Source organism: Kosakonia oryziphila, assembly GCF_900094795.1.
GTDB classification, from domain to species: Bacteria; Pseudomonadota; Gammaproteobacteria; order Enterobacterales; family Enterobacteriaceae; genus Kosakonia; species Kosakonia oryziphila.
This window is the reverse complement of sequence record NZ_FMBC01000034.1, coordinates 11753-32384: the sequence shown is the minus strand read 5'-3', so window position 1 is coordinate 32384 and position 20632 is coordinate 11753. Positions and strand designations below refer to the sequence as shown.

18 protein-coding genes are annotated in these 20632 nt (G+C 54.9%); 7 read left to right on the top strand and 11 right to left on the bottom strand.

The window, feature by feature from the left end; all coding sequences use genetic code 11:
- Window positions 1–132 precede the first annotated feature (132 nt).
- The 3 genes from adk (at window position 133) to GA0061070_RS16095 (ending at window position 3233) form a co-directional block, all read left to right on the top strand.
- On the top strand, window positions 133–777 hold the full coding sequence (adk, locus tag GA0061070_RS16105) for an adenylate kinase (protein ID WP_090137060.1): 645 nt from the start codon (window positions 133–135) through the stop codon (window positions 775–777).
- A 125-nt stretch (window positions 778–902) separates the two neighbouring features.
- The gene (gene hemH / locus GA0061070_RS16100; RefSeq protein ID WP_090137059.1) at window positions 903–1865 is read left to right on the top strand and encodes a ferrochelatase; all 963 of its coding nucleotides are present in this window, start codon (window positions 903–905) and stop codon (window positions 1863–1865) included.
- A gap of 63 nt (window positions 1866–1928) precedes the next feature.
- Complete coding sequence (locus GA0061070_RS16095) at window positions 1929–3233, top strand: inosine/guanosine kinase (RefSeq protein ID WP_090137058.1); 1305 nt, start codon at window positions 1929–1931, stop codon at window positions 3231–3233.
- A gap of 55 nt (window positions 3234–3288) precedes the next feature.
- On the opposite strand, the gene ybaL is transcribed toward GA0061070_RS16095, so the two are convergent.
- Together ybaL and GA0061070_RS16085 are read right to left on the bottom strand one after the other, a co-directional pair.
- Window positions 3289–4965: a YbaL family putative K(+) efflux transporter gene (gene ybaL, locus GA0061070_RS16090; protein ID WP_090137057.1), complete on the bottom strand. Its 1677-nt coding sequence runs from the start codon at window positions 4963–4965 to the stop codon at window positions 3289–3291.
- 229 nt (window positions 4966–5194) lie between these two features.
- The gene (locus tag GA0061070_RS16085) at window positions 5195–6394 is read right to left on the bottom strand and encodes an MFS transporter (protein WP_090137056.1); all 1200 of its coding nucleotides are present in this window, start codon (window positions 6392–6394) and stop codon (window positions 5195–5197) included.
- Between the two features lie 169 nt (window positions 6395–6563).
- Between GA0061070_RS16085 and ushA the strand changes: the two genes are divergently transcribed.
- On the top strand, window positions 6564–8216 hold the full coding sequence (ushA, locus tag GA0061070_RS16080) for a bifunctional UDP-sugar hydrolase/5'-nucleotidase UshA (protein WP_090137055.1): 1653 nt from the start codon (window positions 6564–6566) through the stop codon (window positions 8214–8216).
- A 284-nt stretch (window positions 8217–8500) separates the two neighbouring features.
- Here ushA and ybaK read toward each other — a convergent pair whose 3' ends face one another.
- The 4 genes from ybaK to GA0061070_RS16060 form a co-directional block, all read right to left on the bottom strand.
- The gene (gene ybaK, locus GA0061070_RS16075; protein ID WP_090137054.1) at window positions 8501–8980 is read right to left on the bottom strand and encodes a Cys-tRNA(Pro)/Cys-tRNA(Cys) deacylase YbaK; all 480 of its coding nucleotides are present in this window, start codon (window positions 8978–8980) and stop codon (window positions 8501–8503) included.
- Window positions 8981–9059: 79 nt separating this feature from the next.
- Window positions 9060–9869 carry a TraB/GumN family protein gene (locus GA0061070_RS16070; protein ID WP_090137083.1) on the bottom strand — a complete coding sequence of 270 codons (810 nt, stop codon included), beginning with the start codon at window positions 9867–9869 and terminating at the stop codon, window positions 9060–9062.
- A gap of 90 nt (window positions 9870–9959) precedes the next feature.
- Window positions 9960–12458 carry a copper-exporting P-type ATPase CopA gene (gene copA / locus GA0061070_RS16065; RefSeq protein ID WP_090137053.1) on the bottom strand — a complete coding sequence of 833 codons (2499 nt, stop codon included), beginning with the start codon at window positions 12456–12458 and terminating at the stop codon, window positions 9960–9962.
- 164 nt (window positions 12459–12622) lie between these two features.
- A complete protein-coding gene (locus tag GA0061070_RS16060; protein WP_090137052.1) occupies window positions 12623–12919 on the bottom strand; it encodes a TM2 domain-containing protein in 297 nt (98 codons plus the stop codon).
- Between the two features lie 171 nt (window positions 12920–13090).
- On the opposite strand from GA0061070_RS16060, the gene cueR reads away from it, so the two are divergent.
- Window positions 13091–13498, top strand: coding sequence for a Cu(I)-responsive transcriptional regulator (cueR, locus tag GA0061070_RS16055; protein WP_090137051.1), 408 nt, complete (start codon window positions 13091–13093; stop codon window positions 13496–13498).
- A gap of 3 nt (window positions 13499–13501) precedes the next feature.
- Here cueR and GA0061070_RS16050 read toward each other — a convergent pair whose 3' ends face one another.
- The 5 genes from GA0061070_RS16050 to tesA all read right to left on the bottom strand — a co-directional run bounded on the left by GA0061070_RS16050 (window position 13502) and on the right by tesA (window position 17299).
- Complete coding sequence (locus GA0061070_RS16050) at window positions 13502–13960, bottom strand: NfeD family protein (RefSeq protein ID WP_090137050.1); 459 nt, start codon at window positions 13958–13960, stop codon at window positions 13502–13504.
- The gene (locus GA0061070_RS16045; protein WP_090137049.1) at window positions 13957–14874 is read right to left on the bottom strand and encodes an SPFH domain-containing protein; all 918 of its coding nucleotides are present in this window, start codon (window positions 14872–14874) and stop codon (window positions 13957–13959) included. The genes GA0061070_RS16050 and GA0061070_RS16045 overlap by 4 nt, the downstream gene beginning before the upstream one ends.
- A gap of 85 nt (window positions 14875–14959) precedes the next feature.
- Entirely contained in the window at window positions 14960–15814 is an 855-nt protein-coding gene (locus GA0061070_RS16040) for a co-chaperone YbbN (protein WP_090137048.1), read from the bottom strand.
- A 61-nt stretch (window positions 15815–15875) separates the two neighbouring features.
- Complete coding sequence (locus GA0061070_RS16035; protein ID WP_090137047.1) at window positions 15876–16646, bottom strand: SDR family oxidoreductase; 771 nt, start codon at window positions 16644–16646, stop codon at window positions 15876–15878.
- Between the two features lie 29 nt (window positions 16647–16675).
- Entirely contained in the window at window positions 16676–17299 is a 624-nt protein-coding gene (gene tesA / locus GA0061070_RS16030; RefSeq protein WP_090137082.1) for a multifunctional acyl-CoA thioesterase I/protease I/lysophospholipase L1, read from the bottom strand.
- On the opposite strand from tesA, the gene ybbA reads away from it, so the two are divergent.
- Together ybbA and ybbP are read left to right on the top strand one after the other, a co-directional pair.
- Window positions 17270–17956 (top strand): putative ABC transporter ATP-binding protein YbbA, encoded by a 687-nt coding sequence (gene ybbA / locus GA0061070_RS16025; protein ID WP_090137081.1) that lies wholly within the window; start codon window positions 17270–17272, stop codon window positions 17954–17956. The genes tesA and ybbA overlap by 30 nt on opposite strands.
- Complete coding sequence (gene ybbP / locus GA0061070_RS16020) at window positions 17953–20367, top strand: putative ABC transporter permease subunit YbbP (protein ID WP_090137046.1); 2415 nt, start codon at window positions 17953–17955, stop codon at window positions 20365–20367. The genes ybbA and ybbP overlap by 4 nt, the downstream gene beginning before the upstream one ends.
- Window positions 20368–20632 lie beyond the last annotated feature (265 nt).

The following is a 20632-nucleotide window of genomic DNA, read 5'->3' as shown; positions in this document are numbered from 1 at the left end:
GAGGGGTACTCCCCGAAGTAATCTCTCTCATTAACCGTTTCAGCCATTCCGGCTTCCTTGAGCGATACTCGTTCTGGTGGTATCTTTTAGCGCTTTTGAAAAATTGAACCAACTTTTGAGGGGATTTTCGCAATGCGTATTATTCTGCTTGGCGCTCCGGGCGCGGGTAAAGGAACTCAGGCTCAGTTCATCATGGAGAAATACGGTATTCCGCAAATCTCTACCGGTGACATGCTGCGCGCGGCTGTTAAATCTGGCAACGAACTGGGCAAACAGGCGAAAGATATCATGGACGCCGGCAAACTGGTGACCGACGAGCTGGTTATCGCACTGGTGAAAGAGCGTATCACCCAGGAAGATTGCCGTAACGGTTTCCTGCTGGACGGCTTCCCGCGTACCATTCCGCAAGCAGATGCCATGAAAGAAGCAGGCATCGCCGTGGATTACGTACTGGAATTCGATGTTCCGGACGAACTGATCGTTGATCGTATCGTGGGACGTCGCGTACACGCCGCTTCCGGACGTGTTTATCACATCAAATTCAATCCGCCGAAAGTAGAAGGCAAAGACGACGTGACCGGCGAAGAGCTGACCACGCGTAAAGACGATCAGGAAGAGACCGTACGTAAACGTCTGGTGGAATACCATCAGTTGACCGCGCCGCTGATCGGCTACTACCAGAAAGAAGCGCAGGCGGGTAACACCAAATACGCTAAAGTGGACGGCACCAAAGCCGTTGCTGATGTACGTGCAGAGCTGGAAAAAATCCTCGGCTAAGCGCGTGTTCTCACTCGGATCCCTCCGGGTGAGAATATTTCTCATCTTACCTTTCGCTGCAATTGGTTCCGTTTAAACGCTTTTACGCTACAATTACCAACCATTCAAAAGGTTAAGAGGCGTGAATGAGTCAGGCGAAAACCGGCATCCTGCTTGCCAATCTCGGTACCCCCGATGCCCCCACTCCGGCAGCAGTAAAACGTTATCTGCGGCAATTTTTAAGCGACAGACGTGTTGTTGATACGTCGCGCTTGCTGTGGTGGCCGCTATTACGTGGTGTGATCCTGCCGATTCGTTCACCGCGCGTGGCAAAACTCTACCAATCTGTCTGGATGGAAGACGGTTCGCCGCTGATGGTTTACAGCCGCAGGCAGCAACAGGCGCTGGCTGCGCGGTTGCCGGGCGTTCCCGTGGCGCTCGGCATGAGCTATGGTTCACCGTCGCTGGAAAGTGCCGTGGATGCCCTGCTGGAGCAGGATGTTGACCATATTGTTGTGCTCTCACTCTACCCGCAATACTCCTGCTCAACGGTGGCGGCGGTATGGGACGAACTGGCGCGAATTCTGGCGAAGAAACGCTATATTCCCGGCATCTCCTTTATCCGCGATTATGCCGACGATACGGATTACATTTCGGCGCTGGCAAACAGTGTGCGCGCCTCTTTCGCCATACACGGCGAGCCGGATCTGCTGCTGCTCTCTTATCACGGCATTCCGCAGCGCTACGCGGCAGAAGGGGATGACTACCCGCAGCGCTGCCGTGATACCACGCGTGAACTGGTCTCGGCGCTCGATCTGCCGCCGGAAAAAGTGATGATGACCTTCCAGTCACGCTTTGGCCGCGAACCCTGGCTGACACCGTACACCGATGAAACGCTGAAAATGCTGGGTGAGAAAGGGGTGAAACATATCCAGGTGATGTCGCCAGGTTTTGCCGCAGACTGCCTTGAGACGCTGGAGGAGATCGCGGTGCAAAACCGTGAGTTTTTCCTCGAGGCGGGCGGCGAGAAATATGAATACATACCAGCGCTGAATGATTCACCAGAGCATATCGAAATGATGGTCAACCTGACGGCCAGGTATCGCTGATCGCCCGCAGGGCTGAGAGTGTGTTAACATTCTCAGCCCTTATGTTCAGCGCTTATTACAACCATGAAATTTCCCGGTAAACGTAAATCCAAACACTATTTTCCCGTTAACGCCCGCGATCCGTTATTGCAACAAATCCAGCCAGAAAATGAAGTTAGCGCCTGCTGGGTGGTTGGTATCGATCAGACGCTGGTGGATATCGAGGCTAAAGTGGATGATGCGTTTATCTCACGTTATGGCCTGAGCACCGGGCATTCGCTGGTGATCGCCGATGATGTGGCCGAAGCGCTGTACCAGGAACTGGTGAGCAACGATCTGATCACCCATCAGTTTGCTGGCGGTACGATCGGTAACACCATGCATAACTACTCAGTGCTGGCCGATGACCGTTCTGTGCTGCTCGGCGTGATGTGCGACAGCGTGAAAATCGGTAGTTACGCCTATCGTTATCTGTGCAACACCTCTAGTCGTACTGATCTGAACTATCTGCAAGGCGTGGATGGCGCGATTGGTCGTTGCTTTACGCTGATCAGCGACAGCGGCGAACGGACGTTTGCCATCAGCCCCGGACAGATGAACCAGCTTCGCCCGGAGAGTATTCCGGAATCGGTGATTGCGGGCGCGTCTGCGCTGGTGCTCTCTTCCTATCTGGTGCGTTGCAACCCCGGTGAGCCGATGCCGGATGCCACTCTGCAAGCCGTAGCTTATGCCAAAAAGCATAACGTGCCGGTGGTGCTGACGCTGGGCACCAAATATGTGATTGCCGATAATCCGCAATGCTGGCGTGATTTTCTCAAAGAAAACGTCTCGATTCTGGCGATGAACGAAGAAGAAGGCCACGCGTTGACCGGCGAAAGCGATCCTCTGCTGGCCGCCGATAAAGCGCTGGACTGGGTAGATCTGGTACTGTGTACCGCCGGGCCGATTGGCCTGTATATGGCCGGTTTTACCGAAGAGGATACGAAGCGCAAAACCCAGCATCCTCTGCTGCCGGGAGCGATTGCCGAGTTCAACCAGTATGAGTTCAGCCGGGCGATGCGCCATAAAGATTGCCAGAACCCGCAGCGGATCTACTCACACATTGCCCCCTACATGGGTGGGCCTGAGAAGATCATGAACACCAACGGCGCGGGTGATGGCGCACTGGCGGCGTTGCTGCACGACATTACCGCAAATAATTACCATCGCACTAATGTACCGAATTCCAGCAAACATAAATTTAACTGGCTGACCTATTCCTCTCTGGCGCAGGTGTGTAAATACGCCAATCGCGTGAGCTATCAGGTGCTGAACCAGCATTCACCGCGCTTAAGCCGTGGCCTGCCTGAGCGGGAAGACAGCCTCGAAGAGGCGTACTGGGAACGTTGATGTCGCATGTTTCGCCGGATAAGCGTAGCGCCATCCGGCAATCAATGTTGTTTGTTTACCCCGTCACGGCTTCTTCAGCCGACGGTTTCTCCAGCAGCGTTATCATGGTATTGGCGATTTCGCGTTCACCCATCACCACCTGGTTGGCGCCGCGCTCGGTAATGTAATCCACTTCATCGTCGTAATGCGCGCGGGCAATAATTTCAATGTCCGGGCATTTCTCACGCGCGGTTGCGACAATCTCCCCGGCCTCGTAACCATTCGGAATGGTCAGCAGCAGCCAGCGGGCGCAGTCGAGATGCGCCAGATTCATGATCTCTTCATTGGTGGCATTGCCCAGTACGGCGCGGATCCCACGTGCGCGCAACTCATCCACCCGGGTGCGCGAGGTTTCAATCACCACCAGCGGAATACCCCGCGCCATCAGTTTTTCGCCCAGCAGGCTACCAACACGGCCAAACCCAACCAGCAGTGCATGGTTGCAGATATCCACCGGGATCTGCTTCTCTTCTTCGGTGGCTTCTTCCAGCGTTTGCTCTTCCAGCGTCTCGGTTTTGTTGAGGTACTTCTCCAGCAGCGTAAACAGCACCGGGTTGAGCATAATCGACAGGATAGCGCCTGCCAGCACCAGGTTTTGCCCGGTCTGCGGCAGCAGTCCCATCGACATTCCCAGGCCTGCCAGGATAAAAGCGAACTCCCCAATCTGTGCCAGGCTGGCGGCAATGGTCAGCGCGGTGCGCGGCGAGTGACCAAACAGGCGCACCAGCAAGAAAGCGGCCACCGATTTACCGAAGATGATGATAGCCAGCGTGCCGAGCACCGCCAGCGGCTGTTCGATCAGGATCATCGGGTTGAACAACATGCCGACAGAGACAAAGAACAGCACTGCAAACGCGTCGCGCAGCGGCAGAGTGTCGTGCGCCGCCCGATGGCTGAGCTCGGATTCGTTTAGCACCATACCGGCGAAGAATGCACCAAGGGCGAAGGAGACATCAAATAGCTCGACGGCGCCAAAGGCGATGCCGAGCGCCAGCGCCAGCACGGAGAGAGTAAACAGCTCGCGCGAGCCGGTTGCGGCGCTACGCGCCATGATCCACGGCACCAGACGGCGGCCAACCAGCATCATTATGGCGATAAAGGCCACCACTTTACCGATGGTAATGCTCATATCCAGCGCCAGCGATGCCAACCCAACGTTGTCTTTTTCTATCATCCCGGCGACGGCGGGCAGTAGCACCAGTGTCAGCACCATCACCAGATCTTCAACAATCAGCCAGCCGATGGCGATTTGCCCGCGCTGGCTGTCGATAAGCTGTCGCTCCTCAAGCGCGCGCAACAACACCACCGTACTGGCGGTGGAAAGACATAACCCAAAGACAATACCGGTCATAAGAGACCAGCCAGACAGTGCGGAAAGCGCCATACCCAGCAGCGTCGCGACGGCAATTTGCGCTATCGCTCCGGGAATGGCGATCGACTTTACCGCCATCAAATCCTTTAATGAGAAGTGCAACCCAACGCCGAACATCAGCAGAATCACACCTAATTCCGCCAGTTCGGGCGCCAGTTGAGTATCGGCGACAAAGCCCGGCGTAAACGGCCCGGACAGCACACCCGCTAACAAGTAGCCCACCAGAGGAGAAATTCGCAGTTTATTGGCAAGCATGCCGAGAATGAAGGCCAGTACAAGGCCGCCGACAATGGTGGTGATAAGCGGTGTGGTGTGATGCATTCCGTCTCCTTTCGTTGATGCGTGAAACCTGCGGTCGATGACCGCTAGCTGAGTTACAGTTTATGACAATTTTTGCCAGTATGTTTATGAATAATTGTTGAATTATGAAGAAAATGACGCGTTGGAAGGAAAAAAAGCACAACAGTGTCATCTGTAACAGAAATCACGTGGCAGGTAAGGAAAAGCAATAGAAAGCAGCGGCCAAAGAGAGATTTTGGCCGCAAGGAAATCAATGTTGTGGGCGATTATCAGGCAGGAATATCGTCAGAATTCCGAGTAATGGCAGGAAAGCACATATTTTGTAGACCAAATCGATACTGGTGTGATCGGCAACCAGCCCCAGCACCGCAGCGCCAAGCCCGCCCATACCAAAGGCGAAACCAAAAAACAGTCCGGAAACCATGCCAATACGCCCTGGTAACAGCTCCTGGGCATAGACCAGAATGGCGGAGAACGCCGATGCAAGAATAAAACCAATTATCACCGTTAAAATTCCGGTCCAGAACAGAGAGGCATAGGGTAAAACCAGCGTGAAGGGAGCAACACCGAGAATGGAGCCCCAAATTACATATTTTCTGCCGATCTTATCGCCCAAAGGCCCGCCGATAACGGTGCCAGCGGCAACCGCAAACAGGAAGATAAACAGATGCATCTGCGCGTTTTGCACGGATAAATCGAACTTGTTCATCAGATAAAAGGTGAAATAGCTGCTGATACTGGCCATATAGAAGTATTTGGAGAAAATCAGAATCAGCAGGATACAGACCGCCAGCACCACTTTATTGCGTGGCAGCGGATTATTCACCCCAGTAATCTTTTTCCCTTTGTTCTCCCGGTGCTGGGCTGCATACCAGCGGCTCACCTGCATCAGCACGACGATCGCCAGCAGGGCGGCCAACACAAACCAGGCAACATTACCTTTACCATAGGGCGCAATGATCACTGCCGCCAGCAACGGGCCGAGTGAGGCACCAAAATTACCGCCTACCTGAAAAATGGATTGCGCCAGCCCGTGACGGCCACCGGAAGCCATCCGCGCCACGCGCGACGATTCAGGATGGAACACCGAAGAGCCGGTACCGACCAGCGCTGCGGCAATCAGCACCGTTGTAAAATTACCCGCCAGCGCCAGCAGAACCAACCCGCTGAGGGTAAAACACATACCAATGGGCAGCGACCACGGCATCGGATGTTTATCTGTCCAGTAACCGACCACAGGTTGCAGCAGCGAGGAGGCTACCTGGAAGGTGAGGGTGATAAACCCAATCTGCACAAAGGACAGGGAAAAATCGGCTTGCAGCAGCGGGTAAATCGCCAGCAGCAGCGACTGGATCATATCGTTAAGCAGGTGCGAAAGGCTGATTGCACCAAGAATACCGAACGAGGTGCGCGCGACCGGAGGAGTCTGCGACGTTTCACTGATTGCCATAAATACCACGTTGTGTTGTCAGAAGAGGAAAGAAGAACGGTAATCGTTATCCGACTAACATTACCTGCGTGGATGCTTTGAAGGAAGTCGCAATGATGAAAACATATTTGTCTATTATTGTTTAGCATTGTAATTTCGGGTTTTTATCAATGAAGTCAGGGAGAGAAGCATGAATTGGCTACCAAAGAGCGCCACGTTGGCGCTGCTGGCGACGATGGGCATGGCAAGCTGGCAGGTGCAGGCATATGAACAGGACAAAACGTATAATGTCACCATCTTGCATACTAACGATCACCACGGCCACTTCTGGCGCAGTGATTACGGCGAATATGGGCTGTCGGCGCAAAAGACGCTGGTGGACGGCATTCGTAAAGAGGTGGCTACCGAAGGTGGCAGTGTACTGCTACTCTCCGGCGGCGACATCAATACTGGTGTACCCGAATCCGATTTACAGGATGCTGAACCGGATTTTCGCGGCATGAACCTGATTGGTTATGACGCCATGGCTGTCGGCAACCATGAATTCGATAATCCACTCAGCGTGTTGCGTCAGCAGGAGAAGTGGGCAAAGTTCCCGTTCCTCTCCGCCAATATTTATCAAAAAAGTACCGGTGAGCGCCTGTTTAAGCCGTGGATGATCTTTAATCGCCAGGGGTTAAAGATTGCCGTGATCGGGTTAACCACTGATGACACCGCCAAAATCGGTAACCCGGAGTTTTTCACCGATATTGAATTCCGTAAGCCTGCCGAGGAAGCGAAGCTGGTGATTCAGGAGCTACAGCAGAACGAAAAACCGGACGTGATCATCGCCACCACTCATATGGGCCATTATGACAATGGCGAGCACGGCTCGAATGCGCCGGGCGATGTGGAGATGGCGCGTAGTCTGCCGAAAGGGGCACTGGCGATGATTGTGGGTGGTCACTCACAAGATCCCGTGTGCATGGCTTCCGAGAACAAAAAGCAGGTCGATTACGTGCCTGGAACGCCCTGTGCGCCCGATCAGCAGAACGGTATCTGGATTGTGCAGGCCCATGAATGGGGTAAATATGTTGGCCGCGCTGATTTCCAGTTCCGCAACGGTGAGATGAAACTGGTGCGCTACCAGCTGATCCCGGTCAACCTGAAGAAGAAAGTCACCTACGATAACGGCAAAAGTGAGCGCGTACTCTACACGCCGGAAATTGCCGAAAACCCACAGATGTTGTCGCTGTTGACGCCGTTCCAGAACAGAGGCAAAACACTACTGGAGGTGAAAATCGGTAACGCCACTGGTCACCTGGAAGGGGATCGCAGTAAAGTCCGTTTTGTGCAAACCAACCTGGCGCGGGTGATTCTGACTGCGCAAATGGTACGCACTGATGCGGATCTGGCTGTGATGAGCGGCGGTGGAGTACGTGATTCCATTGAAGCGGGCGACATCACCTATAAAGATGTGCTGAAAGTGCAGCCGTTCGGCAACACGCTGGTTTACGTCTCGCTTACCGGTAAAGAGCTGACAGATTATCTCACCACTGTGGCGCAGATGAAGCCAGATTCCGGCGCTTATCCGCAGTTCGCCAATGTCAGTTTTGTCGCGAAAGATGGCAAGCTCAACGAGCTGAAGATCAAAGGTGAACCGGTTGATGCAGCGAAAACGTATCGTCTGGCGACGTTGAGTTTCAACGCCACCGGCGGTGACGGTTATCCGCGTCTTGATGATAAAGCGGGCTATGTGAATACTGGTTTTATCGATGCCGAAGTGCTGAAAGAGTTTATTCAGAAAAACTCGCCGCTGGATGCGGCTGCATTCGAACCGAAAGGGGAAGTGAGCTGGCAGTAACCAGCTCATATACCCGTCATACTTCAAGTTGCATGTGCGTTGGCTTTTTTATTCGGCTCATCCCTGAGCCTTATCCCTTCGGGGCCGCTACTTACAGCGTTCAAATCTGCTTCTGGCAGATTTGTCGCTCACCCCGGTCACGGACTGAAGTAAGCTCCCGGGGATTACTGAGAGACATCCTGTCTCTCACCGGAGGCCAACCTTCGGTTGGGCAAATTCGTTCCCGACGAATTTGTCGCTGCGTCGCCGTCTTCCTGCAACTCGAATTATTTAGGGTATAAACGTTAATCACGGCGGGCGATATCGGCAAATTTCGCGTCCAGCATTTTTGCCAGATCGCTCGCCGCCAGTTCAATATCCAGCCCGCGCTTGCCGCCAGAAACGTAAATAGAGGCGAATTCCTGCGCAGGGGCGTCAATCAGCGTCGGCAGGCGTTTTTTCTGTCCCAGCGGGCTAATGCCGCCCACCAGATAACCGGTGCTGCGCTGTGCGGCCATCGGATCGGCCATATCCACTTTTTTGGCTCCCAGCGCTTTGGCGACCTTTTTCAGATCCAGTTGACCGGCGACCGGCGTAACCGCCACGGCCAGGTGTTTTATATCGCCGTTAATGGCCACCAGCAGCGTTTTATAGACCTGATCGGCATTCAGCCCCAGCTTGCGCACCACTTCATCGCCAAAATTAGTTTCGTTGGGATCGTGATCGTAAGTGTGCACCTGAAAAGAGATGTTGTTTTTTTCGAGTAACTTCACGGCGGGAGTCATAGCAAATCCTTCTTACCACAGTCATTTCACGCCATAAGCATACGCCTGTGTGCCGCAACAAAAATAGTACCATCTTGCGCTATTGGGCCATCCGTTGTTGCAGCAGCGCCGGAAGGTTGCCATCACCATAGAGATGAAGCGCGCCAGCTGCCACCACATAACGCCCCGGCGGCAGCGCGAACAGGCGATCGCACCACGCCTGATTACGCTGATGCATCAGAACATCATGCAGCGGCTGGCTGAAGGTTGACGGTAAGCTGAGCAGCTCTGCGGCAGGCGGCGTTTCCAGCCACCAGCTCATCATCACCTGTAACAGGCGCGCATTTTCATGCCAGTGCGTTAAGGTGTCCTGTAGCAGTTCGACGCCATCATCGGGTAACTGGCGCAGGATATCCAGTTGGCTGGTGGTGCCTTCCAGCTCCAGCACGCTGATCTGGTGCTGCTGGGCCTCCTGCAACAGTTGATAATCGACGCCATACTCCGGGCGTAGCCCCAGCCGTTGAGCCTGGGTAGCCTGAAGCACCAGCGCGATATGCCAGGCCGGGCGCTGTTCAAACTCCTCGCGTGACAGCGAAAGGGTTTGCAACGTCTGCTCAAGCTGGCTCAGGATCTGTGGATTCAGACGCTCTTCGAGCGGAGCTGCGGGAGGAAGGTTATCAAAAGGGGAATCGGATCCGGCAATATCCGCTTCGACGATCAACGCGTCGGCATGACGCAGTTTGTGCAGCAGCAATTCCGGCAGCGGTGACATGCCATAGGTGCCCATATGAATACTGCCGACCAGGTGCAGATGCTGGCCGCCGGGCAGCGTGATATCCATTGCCGGCCAGCGGTAGCGGCGCACACAAAGCGCGAGAAAGAAGTTTTTCAATCGTTGAAACAGAGTCATACGCGCTTTCCGGGAGAAAAATTCCATGCTAACGCGACAGGCAGCAAGGTGCAAACCCCGCCGCCTGCCCGGCGGGGCAACATCGACTGGTTAATGGCGAGGTTTAAAACGCAGCAGGCGGTTGGCATTGCTGACCACCGTAATGGAGGAGAGCGCCATTGCTGCACCTGCCACAACCGGGTTGAGCAGGGTGCCTGTCAGCGGCCAGAGAATTCCGGCGGCAATGGGGATCCCCAGCGAGTTATAGACAAACGCCCCCAGCAGGTTTTGTTTCATATTGCGCAGCGTCGCTTTGGCAATTGCCAGCGCATCAGCCACCCCCAGCAAGCTATGGCGCATCAAGGTAATCGCGGCAGTTTCAATGGCAACATCGCTGCCGCCGCCCATGGCGATCCCGACATCGGCCTGCGCCAGCGCAGGCGCGTCGTTAATACCATCACCCACCATCGCCACCTGGCGACCCTGCTGTTGCAGGTTTTTGATCGCCTCGGCTTTGCCGTCAGGCAGAACGCCGGCAATGATCTCATCAATCCCGGCCTCTTTAGCAATCGCGTTGGCCGTGATGGGATTATCACCGGTGAGCATCACCAGACGATAACCGGCGCGGTGCAGGTGTTGCAGAGCTTCCACACTATCATCGCGTAGCGGATCGCGAATAGCGAACAGCGCTACGGCGACGCCATCAACCGCCAGCAGCACGGGTGTTGCTCCGAGACTGGCCTGACGGGCGATCTCCTCGTCAAGCACGCGGGTATCCACGCTCTGCTCTGCCAGCAGAGCCTGATTGCCGAGCAATACAGTGCGCCCATCGACAATACCGCTGACGCCCAGTCCACGTAGCGTGCGGAATTGATTCACCGTCGGCAACGCATCGCTGCCCGCTTTTTCCACGATCGCCCGCGCCAGCGGATGACTGGAACCTTGCTCCAGCGCCGCTGCCAGACGCAGCGCCGCCGAATCGTCGCTATCCAGCGTTTTCACGCTGACCACTTCCGGTTTGCCGCGTGTCAGGGTGCCGGTTTTATCAAACACGATCGTATCCAGCGTACTGGCGCGTTGCAGGGCATCTGCATCGCGCACCAGCACGCCAAATTCCGCAGCGCGACCGACGCCGGAGATAATCGACATCGGCGTTGCCAGCCCCAGCGCACATGGACAGGCAATAATCAACACGGTAGTGGCGATCACCAGTGTATAAACGATTTGCGGTGCAGGGCCAGCGAAGTACCAGATTGCGCCGCTGAGCAGCGCGATAGCGACCACTACCGGCACAAATACCGCCGAAATACGGTCGGCCAGTTGACCAATTTCCGGCTTGCTGCTTTGCGCCTGACGCACCATCCGGATGATGCGGGAAAGCGTGGTGTGGCTGCCGACCGCGCTGGCGGTAAACAGCACGCTACCATCCTGCACTACCGTCCCGGCGTGAATGCTTTCGCCGATACTTTTTTCCTGCGGCACAGGTTCGCCAGTCAGCATCGCTTCATCGAACCAGGCTTCGCCCTGGCTGATTTCGCCATCTACCGGCACGCGATCACCGGTGGTAAGACGCAATGTCATTCCCGGCTGTACTTCTGCCAGCGGTAGATTTTTTTCGCCGTCGTCGGTGACGACCCGCGCGGTTGGCGGTGTTAAATCCAGTAAGCGTTCCAGCGCTTTCGATGAACGTTGGCGGGCGCGGGCTTCCAGCATATGGCCGAGATTAATCAGGCCGATAATCATCGCGCTTGCTTCGTAATAAAGGTGGCGGGCTTCCATCGGGAACCACTGCGGCCAGATATTAACACTCATCGAATAGAGCCAGGCGGCACCGGTTCCCAGCGCCACCAGCGTATCCATGGTGGCGGAGCCGTTACGCAGACTTTTCCACGCGCTGGAGTAGAAATGCCCACCGGCGACAATCATCACCGCCAGGGTTATCAGGCCGATAAACAGCCACAGGGCACGGTTACTGTCGGTGACCATCATATTGTCACCCATCATGCCCCAGACCATGATTGGCACGCCGACCACCAACGCGACAAGCGCCTGCCAGCGGAAGCGCTTCATGGTGGCGAGCGCGGTTTCCTGCTGGCGCTCGCGGCGCTTAATATCGTCTTCTATCGCTTCAGCGCCGTAGCCCACTTGCTCTACGGCACTGACTAATTCAGCGGCGGGCGCGCTACCCATGACTAACGCGGTGCGCTCCGCCAGGTTGACCCGTGCCTGCGTCACGCCTGGTACGGCCTGCAAAGCTTTTTGTACCCGGGAAACACAACTGGCGCAGCTCATGCCGTTGATCAATAGCTGTTGGCTGTCATCAAGGTCGTCGGCTGCCGGAAGCTCATGGGGGGCCGCTGTCAGTGCTTCCGACGGGAGTGATGACTCTGCCAGCGGTTTAGCCTTTGGGTGGCTTAAGCTCGCGCCGTATCCGGCTTCTTTAATGGTCGCGATCAGCGCCTCAGCGCTGGCGCTGCCGGTAACTTCCGCACGTTCAATGGTCACGTCCGCCTGTTCAACATCGGGGCGTTTTTCCAGGCTCTCTTTGACACGTTTAACGCAATGGCCGCAGGAAAGACCATCGAGGTTTAGTTCTATGGTATGAGACATAGTCAATCTCCTTGGTTGTGATGCTTCAATACGGAGTAAAATGAAGCTTAAACCTTCCATCAAGGGGAAGGTCAAGTTTTTATCATGGCAAAGAGGCGACAGGTGTTCCATAAACGACAAACCCCGCACAAGGCAGGGTTTGTTTATTACCGGCTGGGTAAAACTCAACCGTATTTACGGGCAAATTCCTGATCGGAGTTGCACAGATAAATAATAAATTCGACGAAAGAGATGATCGATGGAATAAAGGTCCAGCAAAACAGAAGATAAAGGATCCCCTGTCCTGGTTTCCCTAAATAGAACTTGTGTGCGCCAAAACCACCTAAGAAGAAGGCGAACAACGCAGCGGAAATTCGGCTTTTCTTCCCGGCAATATTTTGTGGCGCGCCGCAATGCGGGCAGGCCACCGCTTCTTTATGTATTTCCTTTCCGCAACCACGGCAAAACGTCATATCACTCATAAACACTCCTGTGTGTAAATCATTTATCATTCTTTGAAACATCCGGCCACATATTATAGCGAAGCGGCAAGGTGGGTAAATAAAAAATATATTAGTTACATGGATATATTTGGTTGATTACATGTTTGCGATTTATATTATAAATCAGAGGTTCGGCAGCAAGGTGAAAAAATGAATATCAGCGATGTGGCAAAAAAAACCGGTTTAACCAGCAAAGCGATTCGTTTTTATGAAGAGAAAGGGCTGGTGACGCCGCCGCTACGCAGCGAGAACGGTTATCGCTGCTACAGCCAGCAGCATCTGAACGAACTGACGCTGCTGCGCCAGGCACGGCAAGTTGGGTTTAACCTTGAAGAGTGCGGCGAACTGGTGACGTTGTTCAACGATCCGGCCCGCCACAGCGCCGATGTAAAAGCCCGGACATTACAAAAAGTGGCGGAGATTGAGCGTCATATTAAGGAATTACAAGTCATGCGCACGCAACTGCTGGCGCTGGCGGATTCCTGCCCTGGCGATGACAGCGCCGAGTGTCCGATTATTGATAACCTTTCCGGCTGCTGCCATCACGCGAAGGGGTGAGCGCTATTTGCTCACCGCTTTAACCCGTAGCGTAATGCCTTCCACGGCAACTACTTTGACGCGCGTGCCAGCGGCGAGATCGTCGTCAGCGCTGACCGGCCATGAACTGTCACCGACGCGCATATGACCACGCCCATTAACCAGTGCGTTATCCAGTTGAAAGTGGCGTCCTACCAGTTGTTGCCCGCGAAGGTTAAGCGAGGCGTCGGCGGGTTTCTGCTGTTTCAACCGGCTGCTGAGCCATTTCCACCATAGCCAGGCCGCCAGCAGGGTGAGCAGGGCAAATAGCACGCCTTGCCACTCCCAACTGAAAGGGATGAGCCACGCCAGTAGACCCGTGATCACTGCCGCCACGCCGCTCCACAACAGGTAGCCGTTACCGCCGAGCATTTCGGCGACGAGCAGCAATCCGCCCAGCACCAGCCAGGCGAAGTGGGTATGTTCGAGCAGCAGCACGATCATCGTTTAGTCCGCTCGCTGGTACTGTCTTTGATAAGCTCAGCGATCCCGGAGATCGAGCCCATCAGGCTGCTGGCATCGAGCGGTATCATCACCACTTTGCTGTTATTCGCAGAGCCGATCTGTTGTAAAGCTTCGGTGTATTTCTGTGCCACAAAGTAGTTCACCGCCTGAATATCCCCGGCGGCAATCGCTTCCGAAACCATTTGCGTTGCGCGAGCCTCCGCTTCGGCAGAACGTTCGCGCGCTTCTGCTTGCAGGAATGCCGATTGACGCTCGCCTTCCGCTTTCAAAATCTGCGACTGTTTTTCCCCTTCGGCTTTGAGAATTTCTGCCTGGCGAACCCCTTCCGCTTCCAGAATATAGGCGCGTTTGGTACGTTCGGCTTTCATCTGTGCGTTCATCGAGGCAATCAGTTCTGCTGGTGGGCGAACGTCGCGGATCTCAATACGCGTTACCTTCACACCCCAGGGATTGGTGGCCTCATCGACAATGTGCAGCAGACGCGTATTGATGCTATCGCGCTGCGAGAGCATCTCGTCCAGCTCCATCGAGCCGAGCACCGTACGAATGTTGGTCATCGTCAGGTTGACGATAGCCAGTTCCAGATTGCTGACTTCATAAGCGGCGCGCGGCGCATCAATAACCTGAATAAAACAGACCGCATCGATGGTAACGTTGGCGTTATCTTTCGAGATAATTTCCTGCGAAGGGATATCAAGGACCTGCTCCATCATATTGATCTTACGGCCAATACGATCCATAAACGGCACCACCAGGCTCAGACCCGGTTGCAGGGTTCGGGTAAAGCGGCCAAAGCGTTCTACCGTCCACTGAAAACCTTGCGGTACGATTTTGACGCCGGAAATAACCACCACCAGCGCGACAAAGATAAGAACCAGAATGACGATTGGCATCAAAAAAACCTCCTGTTTAATTTGATGCCATCTTAGCCTTATTTGGCGATCAAAACAGCACGATCGCCAAATTTAGCGGGGAGAATTAATAGAGCAGGGAATAAAGCTGGCGGCGGTATTTCGAGGCCAGCGCGTCACCGGTTCCCAGTGCGGCAAGAATTTCTTGCAGCATTTTACGCGCTTCGCCGTTGGCGGCACTGAGATCGTGACGCAGATGGCTGAACAGCAACTCCAGCGCTTCTTCATTGCGCCCTACCTGATGCAGTTGCAGCGCGAGTTGCGTTGCCAGCAGCGCGTCCTGCGGGTTGTCGGCAACCTGTTTTTGTAACTGCTGTATTTCCGGCGTATCGGCGGCTTTTTTCAGCAGTTCAATTTGCGCGACCAGCCCCTGATAGCGGGTATCCTGATCCTGTAACGGAATGGTTTTCAGTACGTTTTCGGCTTCATCCGCGCGGTTCAATACAATCAATGTCTCCGCCAGCAGCAGGCCGATTTCGCTGTTTTGTTGTGAAAGCTGCCTGGCCTCTTTCAGCAGCGGCAACGCTTCGGCGTGCTTGCCTTCCTGCATCAGTTGCATTGCCTGTTGCGCTTTCAGTTCCTCTTCACGCGGCAGGACTTTATCCAACAATGCGCGGATGGCCTCTTCCGGCTGCGGCCCCTGGAAGCCATCAACTGGCTGGCCGTTCTGGAACAGATAGACGGTAGGAATGGCACGCAGACCAAACTGCGATGCCACCATTTGCTCGGCATCGCAATCGACTTTCGCCAGAATAAACTGTCCGTTGTACTGTGCGGCCAGGCTTTCCAGCACCGGTGTCAGTTGCTGGCAGTGCTGGCTACGATCGGACCAGAAATAGAACAGCACCGGCGTGGCCATCGACTGCTCAAGCACCTGTTGCAGATTCACTTCGGTAATATTGACAATATTCTGTACGGACATAAGAAATTCTCTGTTTTTTAACTCATTGTTCTTACATGGGGGAAGATATTGCGCCTTCAACTCACTCCAGCAAAATTTTATCCATCATTCGCCCAGGCAACAGGCGTTTCAGCAGGCTTACCGCCCAGGTTACCAGCGTAACCGGATAGCGCATTTTGGGATGCGTGCTTTCAAAAGCATGGCGCACTTTTGCCACTACCGCCTCTGGACCAAGAGTAAAACGTGCTGCGATGCCGGGGTTTTCCACGGGTTTGTCGCGCTGAGTCTGATTAACGTTGTCGGTAAAACGGGTACGGATGGGGCCTGGCTCAATCAGACTTACTTTGACGCCGCTGTGGCGTAGCTCCATTCGCAAAGCGTCGGACCAGGCTTCTAGCGCATACTTGCTGGCGGCATAGGCGCCGCGGCCGGGCGTAGAGATAAGCCCCATCACCGATGAGGTCATCACAATGCGTCCTTCGCCGTGTGGTGTCATGGCGGGCAGCAGGCGCATCGTCAGTTGATGGGTACCGAAAAAATTACTGGAGAACTGCTGTTCCAGTTGCTGGCGGCTGATGGTTTCCAGCGGGCCGTAAACGCCGTAACCGGCGTTATTGAAGAGACCATACAGGCGGTTGTTGGTCAGATCGATCACTTTATCGGCGGCGCGATCGACGCTCGCCGGATCATCAAGATCCAGCAAAATACCGGTAAAGCCTTCCTGGTTCATGCGGGCAACGTCGTCCGCTTTGCGGCAGGCAGCCAGTACGCAGAACCCCTGGCGTTTGAGTTCGCGCGCGCTTTCCAGACCAATACCGCTGGAACATCCTGTTATTAAGACCGTTTTTTGCATAACTTTACCTGCGGGGCGTCCCTGAATACTCAGGAGTCGTGTTTAACTAAAGGAGCCAGTCGCGTCGCCATCCAGTCGGCAATAAACGGCTGGGCATCGCGGTTGGGATGAATACCATCATCCTGCATCCATTGTGGTTTCAGATAGACCTCTTCCATAAAAAATGGCAGCAGAGGGACGTCCAACTCTTTGGCGAGCTTAGGATAAATGGCGCTGAACGCCTCATTATAACGGCGACCGTAGTTGGCGGGCAGCCGAATTTGCATTAACAGCGGTTTTGCATTGGCGGCTTTGATCGCCTGCAATACCTGACGCAGCGTCTGTTCTGTCTGCTGCGGCGCAAAACCACGAAGGCCATCGTTACCGCCCAGCTCGACCAGTACCCAATGCGGCTGATGTTCTTTAAGCAGTGCTGGCAGACGCGATAGCCCTTGTTGTGAGGTATCCCCGCTGATGCTGGCGTTCACCACCATCGGCTTCTGCTGCCATTTGTCATTGAGCAGCGCGGGCCACGCCACGCTCGCCGCCATGCGATAACCGGCGCTCAGGCTGTCGCCCAGAATCAATAACGTGTCCGCCGCCGCGGCGCGAAAGGTTAACAACAGCAACAACAGGAAGGGCAAATGCCAGCGGAAAACATTATTGAAGTTCATCGTCTTAAGAAGTCCGTCGGTCAGGGGGAGCATGAGCTTCCCATCCTTACCGGAGTTGAGCTTGTTGTCAAACCAGCCGAGACCATTGCCCTGATTGGCGAATCGGGATCCGGTAAATCGACGCTGCTGGCGATCCTCGCCGGGCTGGATGATGGTAGCAGTGGGGAAGTTCATCTGCTGAGTAAGCCACTGCATTCGATGGATGAAGAGGCGCGAGCGACACTGCGGGCGCAGAATGTGGGTTTTGTTTTTCAGTCATTTATGTTGATTCCTACGCTTAACGCGCTGGAAAACGTGGAACTGCCGGCCTTACTGCGCGGAGAAAACGGCGGACAAAGTCGCGGTAGCGCCAAAGCTCTGCTGGAAGAGCTGGGGCTGGGCAAGCGCCTTGATCACCTGCCTGCGCAACTTTCTGGCGGCGAGCAGCAGCGAGTGGCGTTGGCGCGCGCCTTTAACGGCCATCCGGCCGTGCTGTTTGCCGATGAACCCACCGGCAATCTCGATCGCCAGACCGGCGACAAAATTGCCGATCTGCTGTTTTCCATGAATCAGCAGCATGGCACAACGTTAATTCTGGTGACACACGATCCGCAACTGGCAGCGCGCTGCGACCGGCGATTACGTCTGGTTAATGGCGAATTGCGGGAGGAAGCATGATCGCCCGCTGGTTCTGGCGTGAATGGCGTTCGCCCTCGTTGCTGATTGTCTGGATGGCGCTTAGCCTCGCTGTCGCTTGCGTGCTGGCGCTTGGCAATATCAGCGATCGGATGGAAAAAGGGCTAAGCCAGCAGAGCCGCGACTTTATGGCCGGTGATCGTGCGCTGCGCAGTTCCCGCGAAATCCCTTCAGCATGGCTGGATGAGGCGCGTAAACGCGGTCTGAAAGTGAGCGAGCAAATCAGCTTTAGCACCATGACCTTCGCCGGAGATACGCCACAACTGGCGGATGTGAAAGCGGTCGACGATCTTTACCCTCTTTATGGCGAGCTGCAAACCCGTCCGGCCGGGCTGAAGCCACAGGCTGGTAGCGTATTGCTGGTGCCACGGCTGATGGCGCTGCTCAATTTGAAGGTCGGCGATACGATCGATGTTGGCGATGCGACGTTACATATCGCGGGTGAAGTGATTCAGGAACCGGATTCCGGTTTCAATCCTTTCCAGATGGCGCCGCGCCTGCTGATGAATACGGCGGATGTGGCGAAGACCGGTGCCGTACAGCCGGGTAGCCGGGTAAGCTGGCGCGCAAAATTTGCCGGTACGCCCGCACAGCTTGATGCCTACGAAAAGTGGTTGCTGCCGCAGCTAAAACCGGAGCATCGCTGGTATGGGATGGAGCAGGATGAAGGGGCGCTCGGTAAATCTCTCCAGCGCTCGCAACAGTTCCTGCTGCTTTCGGCGCTGCTAACCCTGCTGCTGGCGATTGCTGCGGTGGCCGTAGCGATGGGGCACTACTGTCGCAGCCGTTACGATCTGGTGGCGGTGCTGAAAACGCTTGGCGCCGGGCGCGTGCAACTGCGCAAACTGATTATTGGCCAGTGGCTGTTGGTGCTGTCGCTGGCAGTGGTGACGGGCGGCGTGCTGGGGCTGGCCTTTGAAAGCCTGTTGATGGTGTTGCTCAAACCGGTACTTCCCGCTGCGCTGCCACCTGCCAGCTTGTGGCCGTGGCTGTGGGCAATTGGCGCGGTGATAGTGATTTCGCTGCTGGTGGGATTGCGTCCTTATCGCTTGCTGTTAGCCACACAGCCGTTGCGCGTATTGCGCCGTGATGCGGTAGCGAACGTCTGGCCGCTGAAGTTCTATATTCCTGTTATCTGCGCCGTAGCGATTTTGCTGCTGGCCTGGCTGATGGGCGGCAGTATGCTGCTATGGTCTGTGCTGGCGGGGGCAGTGGTGCTGGCATTGCTGTGCGGTGTGGTTGGCTGGCTGTTGCTCAATATTTTAAAACGGCTGACCCTGAACGCGCTGCCGCTGCGTCTGGCGGTGAATCGCCTGCTGCGCCAACCGTGGTCAACGCTGAGCCAACTGTCGGCATTTTCCCTCTCTTTTATGTTACTGGCGATGTTGCTGGTACTGCGCGGCGATCTGCTGGATCGCTGGCAGCAGCAGTTACCGCCGGAAAGCCCAAACTATTTCCTGATCAATATTGCGCCGGAACAGGTTGCGCCAATGAAAGCCTTCCTGGCTGAACACCATGTGCGCCCGGAATCGTTCTATCCGATTGTGCGGGCCAGGATGACGCAAATTAATGGGCAATCCACCGAAGGAAATCAGGATGAAGCGCTAAACCGTGAACTGAATCTTACCTGGCAGCAGCAGCGACCGGAGCATAATCCGATCACCGCAGGAAGCTGGCCGCCAAAAGCGGGTGAAGTTTCTGTCGAAGAGGGGCTGGCAGAACGGCTTGGCCTGAAGCTGGGTGACAGCGTAACCTTTATGGGTGATACGCAGGAATTTAGCGCCAGAATCAGCAGCTTGCGTAAAGTTGATTGGGAAAGCATGCGACCTAACTTCTTCTTTATATTCCCGCAAGGGGCGCTGGATAGTCAGCCGCAAAGCTGGCTGACCAGCTTCCGCTGGGAAAATGGCAACGGCATGTTGACTCAGCTTAACCGGGAGTTCCCCACTGTTAGCCTGCTGGATATTGGCGCAATTTTAAAACAGGTAAGCCAGGTACTGGCGCAGGTAAGCCGGGCGCTGGAAGTGATGGTGGTGCTGGTTACTGCCTGCGGTCTGTTGCTGCTGCTGGCGCAGGTTCAGGTAGGAATGCGTCAGCGTCACCAGGAACTGGTGGTTTATCGCACGCTGGGCGCGGGAAAACGGTTGTTGCGCGCCACGTTATGGTGCGAATTTGCCTTACTGGGTGCAGTCTCCGGGCTGGTGGCGGCCATTGGCGCAGAAACGGCGCTGGCGGTACTGCAAACCCGGGTCTTTGGTTTCCCCTGGCAGCCAGACTGGCGGCTGTGGATCACCCTGCCACTATGTGGCGCGCTATTGCTCTCCGTCTGTGGTGGCTGGTCAGGTGCGCGTCTGCTAAAGGGCAAAGCCCTGTTTCGTCAGTTCAGCAGTTAATCATTTCTCAATACCTTCTTAACGAAAAACACACCATTAATTCTGATGGTGTGTTTTCATTTCAAAGTGTAAGTACCTGGTTGCAAAGTACTTAGTGGCGCAAAAAATCAAAAAATCCCCAACAGGCGCGAACTTTTGGTTTAAATTCGGCAATGCTTATCAAAGCATAACGGAATGGCGTATTACCCGCGAAAAGAGAGGCTTTTCGTTATGTTTCATCATCTTACCCTGAAAATATCTCCCCATCATTTGCTATTGCTGTCGG